Source organism: Bradyrhizobium manausense (assembly GCF_018129685.1).
Lineage (GTDB): Bacteria > Pseudomonadota > Alphaproteobacteria > Rhizobiales > Xanthobacteraceae > Bradyrhizobium > Bradyrhizobium manausense_D.
The window spans coordinates 123,531-139,273 of record NZ_JAFCLG010000001.1 but is presented as its reverse complement, the minus strand read 5'-3'; the positions used below and the strand labels follow the sequence as shown (position 1 = coordinate 139,273).

The 15,743-nt window shown below is 64.2% G+C and carries 16 protein-coding genes; 1 reads left to right on the top strand and 15 read right to left on the bottom strand.

Annotated features, from left to right (window positions below):
• Positions 1-11 precede the first annotated feature (11 nt).
• Positions 12-1,331 (bottom strand): nucleotide disphospho-sugar-binding domain-containing protein, encoded by a 1,320-nt coding sequence (locus JQ621_RS00735; RefSeq protein WP_212232518.1) that lies wholly within the window; start codon positions 1,329-1,331, stop codon positions 12-14.
• Complete coding sequence (locus tag JQ621_RS00730; RefSeq protein ID WP_212232517.1) at positions 1,328-1,963, bottom strand: TetR/AcrR family transcriptional regulator; 636 nt, start codon at positions 1,961-1,963, stop codon at positions 1,328-1,330. The genes JQ621_RS00735 and JQ621_RS00730 overlap by 4 nt, the downstream gene beginning before the upstream one ends.
• 282 nt (positions 1,964-2,245) lie before the next feature.
• Here JQ621_RS00730 and JQ621_RS00725 point away from each other — a divergent pair, with 282 nt between their 5' ends.
• Positions 2,246-3,133, top strand: coding sequence for a hypothetical protein (locus tag JQ621_RS00725; RefSeq protein ID WP_249124569.1), 888 nt, complete (start codon positions 2,246-2,248; stop codon positions 3,131-3,133).
• Between the two features lie 60 nt (positions 3,134-3,193).
• Here JQ621_RS00725 and mtnK read toward each other — a convergent pair whose 3' ends face one another.
• The 13 genes from mtnK to nuoH form a co-directional block, all read right to left on the bottom strand.
• Positions 3,194-4,483: an S-methyl-5-thioribose kinase gene (mtnK, locus tag JQ621_RS00720; protein ID WP_212232516.1), complete on the bottom strand. Its 1,290-nt coding sequence runs from the start codon at positions 4,481-4,483 to the stop codon at positions 3,194-3,196.
• An 83-nt stretch (positions 4,484-4,566) separates the two neighbouring features.
• Entirely contained in the window at positions 4,567-4,914 is a 348-nt protein-coding gene (locus tag JQ621_RS00715; protein ID WP_212232515.1) for a hypothetical protein, read from the bottom strand.
• Positions 4,915-4,945: 31 nt separating this feature from the next.
• A complete protein-coding gene (locus tag JQ621_RS00710) occupies positions 4,946-5,221 on the bottom strand; it encodes a DUF1467 family protein (protein ID WP_212232514.1) in 276 nt (91 codons plus the stop codon).
• 8 nt (positions 5,222-5,229) lie between these two features.
• Complete coding sequence (gene mce, locus JQ621_RS00705) at positions 5,230-5,634, bottom strand: methylmalonyl-CoA epimerase (protein WP_212232513.1); 405 nt, start codon at positions 5,632-5,634, stop codon at positions 5,230-5,232.
• 43 nt (positions 5,635-5,677) lie between these two features.
• Complete coding sequence (locus tag JQ621_RS00700; protein ID WP_212232512.1) at positions 5,678-7,348, bottom strand: ribonuclease J; 1,671 nt, start codon at positions 7,346-7,348, stop codon at positions 5,678-5,680.
• The gene (locus tag JQ621_RS00695) at positions 7,348-8,154 is read right to left on the bottom strand and encodes a biotin--[acetyl-CoA-carboxylase] ligase (protein ID WP_212232511.1); all 807 of its coding nucleotides are present in this window, start codon (positions 8,152-8,154) and stop codon (positions 7,348-7,350) included. The genes JQ621_RS00700 and JQ621_RS00695 overlap by 1 nt, the downstream gene beginning before the upstream one ends.
• A 1-nt stretch (position 8,155) precedes the next feature.
• Positions 8,156-9,592: an NADH-quinone oxidoreductase subunit NuoN gene (gene nuoN / locus JQ621_RS00690; protein ID WP_212232510.1), complete on the bottom strand. Its 1,437-nt coding sequence runs from the start codon at positions 9,590-9,592 to the stop codon at positions 8,156-8,158.
• 22 nt (positions 9,593-9,614) lie between these two features.
• On the bottom strand, positions 9,615-11,123 hold the full coding sequence (locus JQ621_RS00685) for an NADH-quinone oxidoreductase subunit M (protein ID WP_212232509.1): 1,509 nt from the start codon (positions 11,121-11,123) through the stop codon (positions 9,615-9,617).
• Complete coding sequence (gene nuoL, locus JQ621_RS00680) at positions 11,124-13,208, bottom strand: NADH-quinone oxidoreductase subunit L (protein WP_212232508.1); 2,085 nt, start codon at positions 13,206-13,208, stop codon at positions 11,124-11,126. It lies immediately after the preceding gene.
• 7 nt (positions 13,209-13,215) lie between these two features.
• A complete protein-coding gene (nuoK, locus tag JQ621_RS00675; protein WP_008547737.1) occupies positions 13,216-13,524 on the bottom strand; it encodes an NADH-quinone oxidoreductase subunit NuoK in 309 nt (102 codons plus the stop codon).
• On the bottom strand, positions 13,521-14,159 hold the full coding sequence (locus JQ621_RS00670; RefSeq protein WP_212232507.1) for an NADH-quinone oxidoreductase subunit J: 639 nt from the start codon (positions 14,157-14,159) through the stop codon (positions 13,521-13,523). The genes nuoK and JQ621_RS00670 overlap by 4 nt, the downstream gene beginning before the upstream one ends.
• A gap of 9 nt (positions 14,160-14,168) precedes the next feature.
• On the bottom strand, positions 14,169-14,657 hold the full coding sequence (gene nuoI / locus JQ621_RS00665; protein ID WP_027529879.1) for an NADH-quinone oxidoreductase subunit NuoI: 489 nt from the start codon (positions 14,655-14,657) through the stop codon (positions 14,169-14,171).
• Between the two features lie 14 nt (positions 14,658-14,671).
• Positions 14,672-15,739 carry an NADH-quinone oxidoreductase subunit NuoH gene (nuoH, locus tag JQ621_RS00660; protein ID WP_212232506.1) on the bottom strand — a complete coding sequence of 356 codons (1,068 nt, stop codon included), beginning with the start codon at positions 15,737-15,739 and terminating at the stop codon, positions 14,672-14,674.
• Between the last annotated feature and the right edge of the window lie 4 nt (positions 15,740-15,743).

Sequence of the window (15,743 nt, the reverse complement as noted above, 5' to 3'; positions counted from 1 at the left end):
CCGCCAGGACTTCAGACGAGAATATTGCCAGGCAAAGCATCTTTGGCGGGCGCAACGCCGGAATGGCTGCCGGCGAGCGTTTCGAGATCGGCAATCAGGGTCGTCGCACGCCATTCCGCATCGACGGCGTCGCCAAGCGTCTGGGCCGCGGTGCGGAATTGCGGCTCCGAGAGCAGACGCGCGAGCGCGGCGCGGATCTGCTCGGTTGGAGCTGCGCGCGACACAGCAAGGCCAGCGCCGCGCTCGGTGATCCGCGCAGCATTGTCGGCCTGATCGCGGCCGTGCGGAATAACCAGCATCGGCAGGCGATGCATCAGGGCCGCCATCACCGTTCCATGTCCACCATGTGTCACGACAAGCGAGGCCTCTTTCAGGATCTGAAGATGCGGCGCGCTCCGAACCACGACCGCATTCTCGGCCGGCACCAGCTCGTACGGCTCGATCGGGCCGCCCAGCGTGACGAGGAGACGGACCGGCAGCGTTGATGCGGCGTCGATCACTCGCTGCAGGACGGCGGCATGGTTCTGAAAGCTTGTCGAAAAGCCGACAAGCGCGAGCGGACGCGGATCGTTCTCGCTCCACGGCGAATGCCAGGGCTCCGCCCACACGGGATCGCCAACGAGCGGACCGGCATAGCGCATGTTTGGCCGTAGCACGGCCTGCTCGAAATCGAACGCGCGCGCGGTCCCGAGCCAATGCACCGAAGCGGCGGCGCATTGATCTGCAAGATGCGCCAGCGGCGCGAGGCCGAATGTCGACCGCGCCACGTTCAATTCGGGCAGGGCAGAATCGAAAATGGCGATCATTTCCAGACGAGCCGCGTCATGGATCGCCCTCTCCTCCGCGTTGCGCGCGATTCCAAGGCCGGTGCCGAGCGGCGCGATCCCTGCGATCGGGAAAAAGCTGATCATGGTGCCGAGCAACGCGAACTTCTGGCCGATGGCCTCCGCGCCCAACATGGGGCCGAGCAGCATATCGAAACAGACGAGGAGATCGGCCCGCTCTCGCTTCAGCTCTTCAATCGTGTCCTCAGCGTAGGCCTGGGCCGTGCCTCCAAGGAATTGCGCAACCATGCCGATGCCTTCCTTGTCGCTGACGCTCCAGTCGGGCGGATCGCCCTCGCGGGCCCGGTCTTCGCGGTTGGGGGCACGAGACCAGGGCCGGAATTCCGCTCCGACAATCTCCGCGTCATCCCGGTTCACGCTGTCGCTCATGACGCGCACCCTGTGCCCGGCCGCCACAAGCCGGCGCACGACAGGCATCACCGGCGAGACATTGCCGCCGAGATGGGCGGTCGCGAACAGGAAATTCAGCGGCTTGCGTTCCGTCATGACGAAGGCCTCCCTTTCGATGCGAGCGACGAGGCTTGTGCGAGAACGGCGCCGACCAGCGTCTGCAGGATCTGCGCGACATCGGCGCGCGAACGTCCCATGTCGCGCCGGGCGAGCTTCCACACATAGACATCGGTCGCGGCGATGAGTGCATCGAGCGTTCTGGCGCGGTCCGGCGGCGCAAGGCGATCGAGCCAGGGCGCGTAAGTCTCTGCCGTTATGGCGCGATGTCGCTCGTGGCCAAGATCGAGCAGCCGCTTGAGGGCAGCGTGACGCTGCTCCTGCGCAAGGTTTCGAATGACGCTGTCGCCCCAGGTCTCGTAGATATCCATGAGGCGATCAATCGCGGCCTGGACGTCACCCGGCGGCGTTGCCCGGTCGATCGCAATGGACGGAATGAACTCGTCGACAAAGGCCTCGAGCAGCCCGTCCTTGCTGCCGAAACGGCGAATGACCGTGCGCACGTGCACGCCGGCGCGGTGCGCGACCTCCTCCAGCGTCACCTCGTCGAACCAACGCCTGCGCATGCTGTCGCTGAAGGCGTTGAGGATGTGGCGTGCCGTTTCCTGCGCCGCATCGGCACGGCCGGTCTGATGATATTTGCGCAGTCTTGGCGAGCGGGTCGATTTCATGCCACCAAACGTGACACGAAAATAAGACCAACGCAATATTCATGTCATCGAACATGGCATTAAAAATGCTGGAACTATCCCGCTGCATGTCGGCCTGCCGTTCGATCTCCAGCCGTGCGGCGCCCTCCTCAGGGGGAGCTTGTTCCGGCGACATCCCGCCCTCCGCTGAAAATCGAGGACAGAAACAATGGTCTCCGGGCTGTGAACGCCCTCCGCGATCGGTGCGACCAAGATCAGGACAGGGCCTCTACGCCTGGCAATCTCGCCAAGATGGGAATCCGAATGATGAAACGCCGAACGCCAGGTGCTCTGCTCGTCGGCGGTCTGATCGTCGCGGCGGCCGTGCTGGAGAGTCCGGTCGCGGCAAGCCTCGGCCAGGAGGGCACGACAGACTGCATCCAGTTCGGCTGGAGCCGCACCTCCGACTCCAAGACCAATGTCGACACGACCTGGTGGGCGGTCAGAGGTCACAACACCCCGGACAATCTCGCCGAGCGGCTGCTCAGCATCCCCGTCACAGTTGCGGCCCGGAAAGCAGGTGCAGAGTTCGAGGCCAGGCTGTCCCAGGACATTGGCCTGCCGCTGCCCGAGGGCTGGGCGCTCGCGACGGCGAAGAATTCGCCGCACACCACATCGGTCTACGTTGAGACGCCGCGGGATCTCGCCGCAGTGCTCGACTTCTATCGTTCCGAGCTCGGCAAGCGCGGCTGGACGGAGAATGAGGATGCCGTGATCGCGCCGGACCGGGCCGTGATCGTGTTCACGACGGTCGCCGGACCGGCCCTGCTCCGGCTCTCCCGTCAGGGCGACAGGACCATCGTGGACCTTTCGCGGCACAAGTTCGGCCGAGCGACTGCCGGCATCCTGCCGAAGCCGGCCCAGGTCAGGCTGATGCTCGGCAACAAGACGGATGAAGATGCGGTCATCACCGTCAACGAGCAGACCATCAAGCTGGCAGCGCATGCCGGCGAGAAATTAGCGCACTCCGACGACGCTGCTGGCGAATTGCCGGACAGCCAGAAGATCGATCTGCCTCCGGGCAAGTACAAGGTGACCATCAACGCGAGCGGTAGCGCGCCGCAGCAGCGGGAGTTCGAGGTTGCGGCGAACGAGACCTGGGGCCTGCTGGTCGGCCCGGATGGCGCTCCGCTTCCGATACGGCTGTATTAGCGTTTCGCGATAATCTTTCCCGGTCATTGCGAGCGCGCGGGTATGCCTTGCGCGACGTCTTCAGCCTGACAATTCCGGCATCCAGGGCCGTAGCTTTCGCGCAGCGGCGGTGACGTCGGCGATGGTCCGAAACGCCGCCGTCTCCACCATCATTTCGCGCGCGAGCCGTACGGCACGCGCCTCGCTCACCGCCCGCCTCTCAAGATCCTCGATCAGCTCGAAGTCGATGTTGTGGGCAAGGCCAAAGATGCGGCGGATTGTCTTGGCGGCGGCGAAGCCAATCGTGTCGGTGAACAGACGCTGCATGTAGGCCAGCCGCTCGATCTCCAGCCGCGCGGCGCCCTTTTCGCCGGGAAAAAGCGAAGCCGGATAGGCGTCGCCGCGGGCCTCCGACCGCCAGAGGTCGAGGAATTTTCGCGCGAACTCGTTCCAGACCTGCTCGACCGTCTCCAGCACCCAGGCCTCGAAGGCCTGCCGCTCGCCCGGCGCGCGCTCGTGGCCGGCGGAGGCGAAATAGGCCATCAGCAGATTGGCCAGCACCGCGCCGACGTCAAAGCCCATCGGGCCGTAGAAGGCGAATTCGGGATCGATCACCCGCGTCTGCGACATCGTCACCATGATCGAGCCGGTGTGGAGGTCGCCATGCAGCAGCGCCTCGGGGCTGGCCATGAACTTCAGTTTCAGGCGGGAGACCGCGACGTGCAGCTCCATATCTTCGCGCAAATCCGCAGCGAGCGCGTCGAGATACGGTGCGGTCCAGCGGTTCTGCTCGGCGATGCGGTAGGGATCGGTGAAGATCAGATCCTCGGTGATCTTGCAGAGCGCATGGTTGCCGGCAAAGGCGGCGATGGCATCCTTCTTCGCGGCGGCAGTGAGCGCGAGGTCCGAGGTGAAGAACAGCGTCCGCGCCATGAAAGTCGTGATGTCATCGGCGAAGCGGGGATATTGCGCGCCTGCAACGAGCCCCTTGCGCATGATGATGTGGGGCTCGAGCAGCTCCATCACGGTGAGTGCCAGCGTCTCGTTGTGGTGCAGCAGCGCCGGCACGAGGCTGGGCGCGAGCCCGGCCTGCCGGGACAGCGCGAGATATTCGTAGTGCGCCCGCGACAGCGGCAGCGGCCAGCTCTCGCCGACGAGGCGAACGTAAGGCAGCGCCTGCTTCACGGCGACGCCGCCGCGGTCGCCCTTGACGATGAAGACGAGATTGAGATTGCCGTCACCGACCTCGCTGATCGACCAGGACACCGGTTCGGGGCCAAGCAGCGCCACGATCTCCGGCAGGCCGGCGAGATAATCCCGCAAGGCTGCCTCGTGCAGAATTCGATAGTCCCCTGCCCGGCTTCCGGTCATGACGATCCCATCCCATTCTTGGGCATGATCTTCTCGGAAAACCGCTTCACACTTTTCCGGATCATGCCTGTATGGGCCGATCGTTACTCCCGCTCCAGGAAGCTCGAGCCGATCTCGGCCTTTCTTTTGATGGGATCGTAATCACAATAAACGCCGTCCGCCACCAATGTGTAGCTGGCGCTGACGGTGTATTTATCCAGCTTGACCGAGTTCAGGCCTATGATGGACGTGCTTTTTCCGCCGTTCCATTTGAACGGCGTCGAGCTCTTGGCCTGCTCGCAGGCCAGCACGGCTTCGTTGAACACGTAGCCCTCGACGAACGCCTTCAGCGTTCGCACCTGCACAGCCATCGTCCACTCGACATAACCGATGCCGCCGAGGCCGGCGATGACAAGCACCAGAAGCGCGACGACGATCCTTTGAAAAGTCATTCGTTCCCCCCAACAAGACGCAACGCAAAAACTAGAACGGCATTCCCATCAACTTCGTCAGGCGCTCGAGCGAGAGATAGCCGGCGTGATAGGCCGCAATGCCGAGGCCGTAGATGATCGCGGAGATGATCGTGGTCCAGATCAGCTTGCGCTTCATGCCAGTCAGGATGGGTGCGCCGGGGTCGGTGCCAGGCGCGCCGACGCCGTCCTCGTGCTGGCTGCGCACGCCGAACGGCAGCGTCAAGAACAGCGCGATCCACCAGATGACGAAGTAGATCGCGAGGGCGGTTGAGATCTGGATGGCCATGATCCGGTTTACGCCTGCTCGATTTCGACCAGCGCGCCGGAAAAATCCTTCGGATGCAGGAACAGCACCGGCTTGCCGTGGGCGCCGATCTTCGGCACGCCGTCGCCGAGCACGCGGGCGCCCTCCTTCACCAGCGTATCCCGCGAGGCGATGATGTCGACGACCTCGTAGCAGACATGGTGGATGCCGCCGTCGGGGTTGCGCTCGATGAACTTTGCGATTGGCGAGGCCTCGCCGAGCGGCTCGATGAACTCGATCTTGGTGTTGGGCAGCGTCGCAAACACGGTAATGACGCCATGCTCGGGCAGCGGCACGGCTTCCGAGATCTGCGCACCGAACGCTGCGCCGTAGATCTTGGCGGACTTGACGGCGTCCCTGGTCGCGATCGCGACGTGGTTGAGGCGACCCAGCATGCTTCTTCTCCCTCAGGGCGTGATCCGCAAGACCACGCCTCGTCTACACTGTCAGGACGTGTACCAGACAGGGGGGCTTCTTGCCCCAATGTTCGTTGATGACGGCCCGGACGGCCCGCCGCACCGATTCAGCCAGCGCGTCCGGATCTCTCCGGCGCGCCTTCGGCAGGCCCTCGACCGTCGACATCACGGCGTCGAAGACGATGTCGTCGAGAGGCTCGCCCGCCCTGTTCTTCTCGGGAATGCCGACCAGATCGACCTCGGGCTCGTCGACCAGCTCGCCCTGCGCGGTCATGGCGATGGCGACGAAGGCGCAGCCGGAGAACGCCATGCGACGGCGCTCGACCACCGCGCGGGATTTCGAATCCTCGAGGATGGTGCCGTCCTTGTAGAGCCGGCCCGACGGCACCTCGCCGATGATGCCGGGATCGCCGGGACCGAGCTTGACGAGGTCGCCGTTGCGAATGACCAGCACCCGCGGCACGCCGGCGGCGCGCGCCAGTTTGGCATGCTCGTGCAGATGCAGGGCCTCGCCGTGGACGGGGATCAGCAATTGCGGCCTGACCCAGGAGATCATGTCGCGAAGTTCGTCACGGCGAGGATGGCCCGAGACATGGACCAGGTGATCGCGGTCGGTGATGACCTCGACGCCCTGCAGGACCAGATTGTTGATGATGGAGCCTACGGCCTTCTCATTGCCGGGAATGGTGCGCGAGGAGAAGATCACGCAGTCTCCGCGGTTGAGCGTGATCTCGGGATGGTCGTCATTGGCGATGCGCGCCAGCGCGGCCCGGGCCTCGCCCTGGCTGCCGGTGCAGAGCGCCAGCACCTTGTCCTGCGGCAGGTGGCCATAGACATCGGTCGAGCGGAAATTCTGCACGCCGTCGAGATAGCCGGTCTCGCGGGCGACCTGCGACACGCGTTCCATGGCGCGGCCGACCACGACGACCTCGCGGTCGGCGGCGCGCGCCGCGTCGGCCACGGCCTTCAGTCGCGCGACGTTGGAGGCAAAGGTCGTGACCGCGACACGGCCCTTGGCGGCCTTCACGAGCTCTGTGATGGTCCTGGCGACCTCGGCTTCGGACGGCGAGCGGCCGTCGCGTACGGCATTGGTGGAATCGCCGATCAGGGCGAGCACGCCCTCATCGCCCAGTTCGCGCAGCCGCCTCTCGTCCGTCGGGCGGCCGATGATCGGGGTCGGGTCGATCTTCCAGTCGCCGGTGTGCAGCACGATGCCGGCTTCGGTGTGGATCGCAAGCGCATGCGACTCGGGAATCGAATGCGCGACCGGAATGAACTCGACATTGAACGGGCCGATATCGATGCGGCCGCCTGACGGCACCACCATGACCGGGATCTTCGGCGCGTTACGCTCGGCCGCAAGCTTGGCCTCGAACAGCGCCGCGCTGAACGGCGTCGCGTAGATCGGGCATTTCAGCTTTGGCCAGAGGTCGATGATGGCGCCGAAATGATCCTCATGGGCGTGCGTCAGCACCAGGCCCATCAGGTTCTTGCGTTCTTTCTCCAGGAAGGAGATGTCCGGCATGATCAAATCGATGCCGGGCAGATGCTCCTCGTCTCCGAAGGAGACGCCGAGATCGACCGCCATCCAGGAACGCTGCTGGCGGTTGCCGAGGCCGTAGATCGACAGGTTCATGCCGATCTCGCCGACACCGCCTAGCGGCGCAAACACCAGTTCGTCGGGCCTTGCCATCACGCAGCTCCCACCGAACGGACCGGGCCGAAGAACACCTCGCCTGCCGCGATCGGCACGCGACGGCCCTCCGCGGTGCGGACGATCAGGCAGCCGGTGTCGTCGATCGTGTCAAAAATGCCTTCCACCACCATCGTCCCCGTGTGGATCGCGATCGGCTCGCCCAGGCGCGCGGCGCGCGCCAGCCACAGCTTGCGGATCTCGGCAAAGCCGCGGCCATTGTCCCAGATGCCGCGGAATTCGACCCAGGCGTCCGAGAGCGCCGAGAAAAACTCCTCCGCGCTGATCTGGACGCCGAGGGCTGCGAGCGACACGGCCGGTATCGGTGTGCCCTCAGGCGCCGCCACGATGTTGGTGCCGATGCCGGCCACGATCGCGAGACGGTCGCCGACGATTTCAGCCTCGAGGCCGATGCCGACCAGCTTCTTGCCATTGGCAAGCACGTCATTCGGCCATTTCAGGGTGTAACGCGGCCTGTTCTCGCCAAGCCGCAACGCGGCCTCGAGGCTAACCTTCTCGAGCGCAGCCTCCTCGGCGAGCCCCGCGGCAAAACCGATGGTGGCGGCGACCGCAGGCGCGACGTCGAGGACTTCGAGGACGCTGGCGGCGAGATTGCCCTTGGGTGCGATCCAGGGCCGCTGGCGCCGGCCGCGGCCGGCGGTCTGCTCTGATGTCACGAACCAGATCGGGCCGCGTTCGCCGGCGCGGGCGGCTTCGATCGCGTCGGCATTGGTCGAGCCGGTCCGCTCCAAGGCTGCGAGCTTGTAGCCCGCCGCTGACGCACGAGGACCGAGCGCGAACCCCATCCTAAAACAGCGATTTTGCTGCGGCGGAGGCGACGTTCACCAACGGACCCGCGAACAGCGCGAACAGGATCGTGAACAGGCCCGCAACCGCCAGCACCGTCTTCACCTCGGTGCGCATCGGATCGATCTGGCCGGCCGGCTCGTCAAAATACATGGTCTTGACGATGGCGAGATAGTAGTAGGCACCCACCACGCTGGAGAGCACGCCGATCACGGCGAGCGTGAACAAATTCGCCTTGATGGCGGCGACGAAGACGTACCATTTGGCGAAAAAGCCGGCGAGCGGCGGAATGCCCGCGAGCGAGAACAGCAGCAGCATGAACATGAAGGCGAGCAGCGGGTTGGTGCGCGACAGGCCTGCGAAATCGCTGATCTGCTCGACGGCCTGGCCGTTGCGCTTCATGGCGAGGATGACCGAGAACGAGCCGAGCGTCATCGCGACATAGATCACGATGTACATCAGCACGCCCTGCGCGCCCTCGACGGTGCCGGAGGCAAGGCCGACCAGCGCAAAGCCCATATGGCCGATCGAGGAATACGCCATCAGGCGCTTGATGTTGCTCTGGCCGATCGCGGCGAACGAGCCCAGCGCCATCGAGGCGATCGCCACGAACACCAGGATCTGCTGCCACTGCGAGACGATGCCCGGGAATGCGGTCAGCGTGACGCGGGTGAAGACCGCAAGCGCAGCGACCTTCGGCGCGGAGGCGAAGAAGGCGGTGACCGGCGTCGGGGCGCCCTCGTACACGTCAGGCGTCCACATGTGGAACGGCACGGCCGAGACCTTGAAGCAGAGGCCGGCGAGCAGGAACACCAGGCCGAACACGAGGCCGACATTCGCGGCGGTGGCGGCCGCGGCGATGCCGGTGAAGCTGACGGTGCCGGTGAAGCCATAGACCAGCGACGAGCCATAGAGCAGCATGCCCGAGGACAGCGCACCCAGCACGAAGTATTTCAGGCCGGCTTCGGTCGACTTGGCGTTGTCGCGGTTCGACGCCGCCACGACATAGAGCGCCAGCGACATCAGTTCGAGGCCAAGATAGAGCGTGATCAGATCGCCGGCCGAGATCAGCACCATCATGCCGAGCGTCGAGAGCAGCACCAGGATCGGGTATTCGAAGATCCGCCGCGAGGGGTCCGACAGGAACTCGGTCGACAGCACCAGCGTCACCGCCGAACCGACCAGAGCCAGTATCTTCATGAAGCGGGCGAAATCGTCGACGATGAAGCTGCCGCCGAAGGTCACCTGCTTGCCCGCGGGCAGCGTGTATTCGAGCACGCCGACCACGATCAGGAGCAGCACCGCCAGCGTCGTGACCGTGCCGGTGGTCCCCTGCCCGCGATAGGCGCCGAGCATCAGAAGCGCCATGGCGCCGAGCGCGAGCACGAGCTCGGGCAGCACCGGCGCCAGTTGATAACCTGCAGTCGTAATGCTCATGGCGATATCCTGACCTGCCCGATCACTGGAGCAGTGCGGCGGCCTTCACGGCCGTCACAGCGGTGTTGTAATTATTGACGAGTTGCTGGACCGAGGCGGCCGACATGTCCAGCACCGGCTTCGGATAGACGCCGAACAGGATCGTCAGCGCGATCAGCGGGAACAACGTCACGCATTCGCGCAACGTGAGATCCTTCATGCTCATCAGCGTCGGCTTGACCAGCGCGCCGAACACGACCTTGCGGTAGAGCCACAGCGCGTAGGCCGCCGACAGGATCACGCCGAAGGTGGCGAAGAACGCGGTCGGGATCGAGACCTTGAAGGTGCCGAGCAGCGTCATGAACTCGCCGACGAAGCCCGACGTGCCGGGCAGTCCGACATTGGCCATGGTGAAGACCATGAAGGTCAGCGCGTAGAGCGGCATCCGGTTGACGAGGCCGCCATAGGCCGCGATCTCGCGGGTGTGCATGCGGTCGTAGACGATGCCGACGCAAAGGAACAGCGCGCCGGAGACGATGCCGTGCGAGATCATCTGGAACACGCCGCCGGCGACGCCCTGCATGGTGCCGGCGAAGATGCCCATGGTGACGAAGCCCATATGCGCGACCGACGAGTACGCGATCAGCTTCTTCATGTCCTCCTGCATCAACGCCACCAGCGAGGTGTAGATGATGGCAATCGCGGACATCGTGAAGACCAGCGGCGCGAAGTCATGCGAGGCCAGCGGGAACATCGGCAGCGAGAAGCGCAGGAAGCCGTAGCCGCCCATCTTCAAGAGGATCGCGGCGAGAACCACGGAGCCCGCCGTCGGCGCCTCGACGTGCGCGTCGGGGAGCCAGGTGTGCACCGGCCACATCGGCATCTTCACCGCGAAGGAAGCGAAGAAGGCCAGCCAGGCCCAGGTCTGCAACGACCGCGGCACGGCGGTGTGCATCAGGGCCGGGATGTCGGTGGTGCCGCCGTTCCAGTACAGCGCCATGATGGCGAGCAGCATCAGCACCGAGCCGAGCAGCGTATAGAGGAAGAACTTGAACGACGCGTAGACCCGGCGCGGGCCGCCCCACACGCCGATGATCAGGAACATCGGGATCAGGCCGCCTTCGAAGAACAGGTAGAACAGCACGAGATCGAGCGCCGAGAAGGTGCCGATCATCAGCGTTTCCAGGATCAGGAACGCCATCATGTATTCGCGGACGCGGTTGGTGATCGCCTTCCAGCTCGCGATGATGCAGAACGGCATGATCGCGGTGGTCAGGATCACCAGCGGCAGCGAAATGCCGTCGACGCCCATGTGGTAGGTGATGCCGGTGGCGAGCCAGGCCGACTTCTCGACGAACTGGAAGTCGGCATTCGCCGGATCGAACCGCATGACCAGGATCACCGACACGGCGAAGGTGATGATGGTGGTCCACAGCGCGATCCAGCGCGAATTGCGCTTGGCCGCCTCGTCATCGCCGCGGCTCAGGTAAACGATCAACGCGCCGACCAGCGGCAGGAAGGTCGTGACCGATAGGATGGGCCAGGTTGTCATTTACTGGCCTCCAAAGCCGAACATGAACCAGGTGATCAGGCCGGCGGCGCCGATCAGCATGGCGAATGCGTAGTGATAGAGATAACCGGTCTGGATCTTCACGACGTTGCGGGTGACATCCATCACGCGGGCCGAGATGCCGTCGGGGCCGAAGCCGTCGATGATGAAGCCATCGCCCTTCTTCCAGAGCTGGTAGCCGATCCACTTCGCCGGACGGACGAAGATGAGGTCGTACAGCTCGTCGAAGTACCACTTGTTGAGCAGGAACTTGTAGAGCATCGGCTGCTCCTGCGCGAGCCGAACGGGGATATAGGGCTTGCGGATGTAGAAGGTGTAGGACACCAGGAAGCCACCCACCATCATCACGAAGGGCAACCAGCCCAGCAGAGGCGGCATGTGCTCCATATCCTCGAGGATATGCGGGTTCATCTTCACGGACTCGCGGAAGAACTCCTCCACGCCGTGGGGGCTGGCGAACAGCTCCTTGAACGGGAAGCCGGCGAGGACCGAGCCGACGGCCAGCACGCCAATCGGGATCAGCATCCAGATCGGGCTCTCATGCGCGGCCTCGTAGTGCTCCTGATCGTGGGGTTCGCCGAAGAAGGTCTTGAACATCAGGCGCCACGAGTAGAACGAGGTCAGACCAGCCGCCGCGATCGTCAGCAGATAGGCGTAGGTCGAGAACGGGTTGTGCGAGGCATAGGCGGCCTCGATGATCGCGTCCTTGGAGAAGTAGCCGGCGAACAGCGGGAAGCCGGTCAGCGCCAGCGTGCCGACGGTCATCACCGCGAATGTATAGGGGATCTTCTTCCACAGGCCACCCATGTTGCGGATGTCCTGCTCGTGGTGCATCGCGTAGATCACCGAGCCGGAGCCTAAGAACAGCAGCGCCTTGAAGAAGGCGTGCGTGAACAGATGGAACATGCCGACCGAATAGGCCCCCGCTCCCATCGCCACGAACATGTAGCCGAGCTGCGAACAGGTCGAATAGGCGACGATGCGCTTGATGTCGTTCTGGACGAGACCGATGGTCGCCGCGAAGAACGCGGTGGTCGCGCCGAAGAACATCACGACGGCCTGCGCGTTCGGGGCGAGTTCGAACAGCGGCGACAGGCGGGCCACCATGAACACGCCGGCGGTGACCATGGTCGCGGCGTGGATCAGCGCCGACACGGGTGTCGGGCCTTCCATCGCGTCGGGCAACCAGGTGTGCAGCAGGAACTGCGCCGACTTGCCCATCGCGCCCATGAACAGCAGCAGACAGGTCAGGGTCAGGGCGTCGGCATGCCAGCCGAGGAAGTCGATGGTCTTGCCGGTCAGGCCCGGAGCGGCATGGAAGATCGTCTCGAAATCGGTCGAGTTCGTCAGCATGAAGATCGCGAAGATGCCGAGCGCGAAGCCGAAATCGCCGACGCGGTTGACCACGAAGGCCTTGATCGCGGCCGCGTTCGCCGACGGCTTCTGGTACCAGAAGCCGATCAGCAGATAGCTCGCCAGACCCACGCCTTCCCAGCCGAAGAACAGCTGCACGAGGTTGTCAGCCGTCACCAGCATCAGCATGGCGAAGGTGAACAGCGACAGATAGCCGAAGAAGCGCGGCCGGTTCGGATCCTCGTCCATGTAGCCGATGGAATACAGGTGCACGAGCGAGGACACGGTCGTCACCACCACCAGCATGACGGCGGTGAGCGTGTCGACCCGCAGCGTCCACCAGACCTGGAGGTCGCCGGAGAAGATCCAGGGCATCAGCCGGATCTGGGCGGTTTCCTGATGCATGAAGCCGACATTGACCAGCGTCATCCAGGACAGCGCCGCCGCCACGAACAGCAGCGCCGTGGTGATCAGCTCGGCGCCGCGCGAGCCGGCGGCGGCCGGCTCGACCGGGCCATGGCCATGGTCGTCATGCGCGTGATCGTCGTGACCATGGTCGTCATGAGCGACTGAGGCATGCGCGTCGCCGTGACCGTGATCGCCGTGATGCTCGACTTCGTCGCCCGAGGGGTTGCGGGCATGTGCGCCGACCAGCGCGATCAGGCCGGCCAGAATGGCGCCCAGCAGCGGCAGAAAGACAATTGCCTGGACCATGGCCGGGTTAACCCTTCATCAGATTGACGTCCTCAACCGCGATCGAGCCGCGGTTGCGGAAATAGACCACCAGGATGGCAAGACCGATCGCAGCTTCAGCGGCCGCAACGGTCAACACCAGCAGCGCGAAGACCTGACCGACGATGTCGCCGAGGAAGGTCGAGAATGCCACCAAGTTGATGTTGACCGAGAGCAGGATCAGCTCGATCGACATCAGGATGACGATGATGTTCTTGCGGTTCAGGAAGATGCCGAGGATCCCGAGCGTGAACAGGATCGCGCCGACCGCCAGGTAATGTCCGAGCCCGATCGTCATTTCACCCACTCCGCAGCATCCGCATCCTGGAGCCCCTGCCCCGGCGCGACCTTTCGCATCGCCATCGCCATCTCGGGCGTGCGAGCGTTCTGAACGTTGATGTCCTGCCGCTTGACGCTCGCCTTGTGGCGCAGCGTCAGCACGATGGCGCCGATCATGGCGACCAGCAGCACCATGCCCGAGAGCTGGAAGTAGTGGATGTACTTCGTGTAGAGCACGAGACCGAGCGCCTCGGTGTTCGAGACGTTGGTCGGGATCGGCGCCGTAATCGTCTTGCTGACGCCGGGGTTGATGACCCAGGCGCCGACGGTGAGCAGCAGCTCGAACAAAAAGATGCCGCCGATCACGACACCCACCGGCAGGTACTGGATGAAGCCTTCGCGCAGCTCGAGGAAGTCGACGTCGAGCATCATGATGACGAACAGGAACAGCACCGCGACCGCGCCGACATAGACGACGATCAGCATCATCCCGAGGAATTCGGCGCCCATCAGCACGAACAGGCCCGAGGCGTTGACGAAGGCCAGGATCAGGTACAGCACGGAGTGCACGGGATTGCGCGAGACAATCACCATCACCGCCGAGGCGACGCAGACGCCGGCGAAGAGATAGAAGAACAGCGCGGGAAGGATCATGTTCTCATCTCACCGGTACGGCGCATCGAGCTCGATCGCCTTGGCGATCTCGCGTTCCCAGCGGTCGCCGTTGGCGAGCAGCTTGGCCTTGTCATAGAACAGTTCCTCGCGGGTCTCGGTCGCGAACTCGAAGTTCGGACCTTCGACGATGGCATCGACCGGACAGGCCTCCTGGCAGAGGCCGCAATAGATGCACTTCACCATGTCGATGTCGTAGCGCACGGTGCGGCGGGTGCCGTCGTTGCGGCGCGGGCCGGCCTCGATGGTGATGGCCTGCGCCGGGCAGATCGCCTCGCACAGCTTGCAGGCGATGCAGCGCTCTTCGCCGTTGGGATAGCGGCGCAGCGCATGCTCCCCGCGGAAGCGCGGCGAGATCGGGCCCTTCTCGAACGGATAGTTCAGCGTCGGCTTCGGCTGGAAGAAATAGCGCATGGCGAGGAAGAACGCCGAAACGAATTCCGACAGCAGAAGCGAGCGTGCAGTGGCGTTGATGTTGATACCCATGACAGCCCTCACTTCGGCGCGATGCCGGCGAATTGCAGCACGCCGGCCACCACGACCACCATCGCCAGCGACAGCGGCAGGAACACCTTCCAGCCGAGGCGCATCAATTGGTCGTAGCGGTAGCGCGGCACGATCGCCTTTGCCATCGCGAACAGGAAGAACATGAAGAACACTTTGAGCGAGAACCAGATGATCCCCGGCACCCAGTTGAAGGGCGGCAGGTCCACCGGCGGCAGCCAGCCTCCGAGAAACAGGATGGTCGCCATAGCGCACATCGTGACGATCGCGACGTATTCGCCGAGCATGAACAGCAAATACGGCGTCGAGCCGTACTCGACCATGAAGCCTGCGACGAGCTCGGATTCCGCCTCGACGAGGTCGAAGGGCGGACGGTTGGTTTCCGCCAGCGCCGAGACGTAGAACACCACGAACATCGGGAACAGCGGCCAGACGTACCAGTTCAGGATGGTGAGCTGCGGCAGCCCGATCAGGCTGGCAAGGCCCCGGACGTGCTGGGCCTCGACCACGGCCGAGAGGTTCAGCGTGCCGGCGCAGAGCAGCACCGTGATGATGACGAAGCCGATCGAGACTTCGTAGGAGACCATCTGCGCGGCCGAGCGCAGCGCCGCCAGGAACGGGTATTTCGAGTTCGACGACCAGCCGGCCATGATGATGCCGTAGATCGACAGCGACGAGATCGCGAAGATGAAGAGGATGCCGACATTGATGTCGGAGATCACCCAGCCGAGATTGGTCGGGATCACCGCCCAGGCCGCGAGCGCGAGCACGCATGAGACCAGGGGAGCAAGGAGAAACACCCCCTTGTTGGCACCGGCCGGAATGATCGGCTCCTTCAGCACGAACTTCAAGAGGTCGGCGAAGGACTGAAACAGCCCCCAGGGCCCGACCACGTTCGGGCCGCGGCGGATCTGCACCGCCGCCCAGATCTTGCGGTCGGCCAGCAGGATGTAGGCGATCGCGACCAGCAGGACGACCAGCACCAGCACGCTCTCCGCGATCATGATGATCAGCGGCCAGAGGAAACCGGTCCAGAATGCGCTTGCGAAGAATTCCATCTCG

What these genes read in the sequence shown, in the direction of transcription:
- JQ621_RS00735 (WP_212232518.1), bottom strand. Translation starts at nt 1,331, where the DNA reads ATGACGGAACGCAAGCCGCTGAATTTCCTGTTCGCGACCGCCCATCTC.
- JQ621_RS00730 (WP_212232517.1), bottom strand. Translation starts at nt 1,963, where the DNA reads ATGAAATCGACCCGCTCGCCAAGACTGCGCAAATATCATCAGACCGGC.
- JQ621_RS00725 (WP_249124569.1), top strand. Translation starts at nt 2,246, where the DNA reads ATGATGAAACGCCGAACGCCAGGTGCTCTGCTCGTCGGCGGTCTGATC.
- mtnK (WP_212232516.1), bottom strand. Translation starts at nt 4,483, where the DNA reads ATGACCGGAAGCCGGGCAGGGGACTATCGAATTCTGCACGAGGCAGCC.
- JQ621_RS00715 (WP_212232515.1), bottom strand. Translation starts at nt 4,914, where the DNA reads ATGACTTTTCAAAGGATCGTCGTCGCGCTTCTGGTGCTTGTCATCGCC.
- JQ621_RS00710 (WP_212232514.1), bottom strand. Translation starts at nt 5,221, where the DNA reads ATGGCCATCCAGATCTCAACCGCCCTCGCGATCTACTTCGTCATCTGG.
- mce (WP_212232513.1), bottom strand. Translation starts at nt 5,634, where the DNA reads ATGCTGGGTCGCCTCAACCACGTCGCGATCGCGACCAGGGACGCCGTC.
- JQ621_RS00700 (WP_212232512.1), bottom strand. Translation starts at nt 7,348, where the DNA reads ATGGCAAGGCCCGACGAACTGGTGTTTGCGCCGCTAGGCGGTGTCGGC.
- JQ621_RS00695 (WP_212232511.1), bottom strand. Translation starts at nt 8,154, where the DNA reads ATGGGGTTCGCGCTCGGTCCTCGTGCGTCAGCGGCGGGCTACAAGCTC.
- nuoN (WP_212232510.1), bottom strand. Translation starts at nt 9,592, where the DNA reads ATGAGCATTACGACTGCAGGTTATCAACTGGCGCCGGTGCTGCCCGAG.
- JQ621_RS00685 (WP_212232509.1), bottom strand. Translation starts at nt 11,123, where the DNA reads ATGACAACCTGGCCCATCCTATCGGTCACGACCTTCCTGCCGCTGGTC.
- nuoL (WP_212232508.1), bottom strand. Translation starts at nt 13,208, where the DNA reads ATGGTCCAGGCAATTGTCTTTCTGCCGCTGCTGGGCGCCATTCTGGCC.
- nuoK (WP_008547737.1), bottom strand. Translation starts at nt 13,524, where the DNA reads ATGACGATCGGGCTCGGACATTACCTGGCGGTCGGCGCGATCCTGTTC.
- JQ621_RS00670 (WP_212232507.1), bottom strand. Translation starts at nt 14,159, where the DNA reads ATGATCCTTCCCGCGCTGTTCTTCTATCTCTTCGCCGGCGTCTGCGTC.
- nuoH (WP_212232506.1), bottom strand. Translation starts at nt 15,739, where the DNA reads ATGGAATTCTTCGCAAGCGCATTCTGGACCGGTTTCCTCTGGCCGCTG.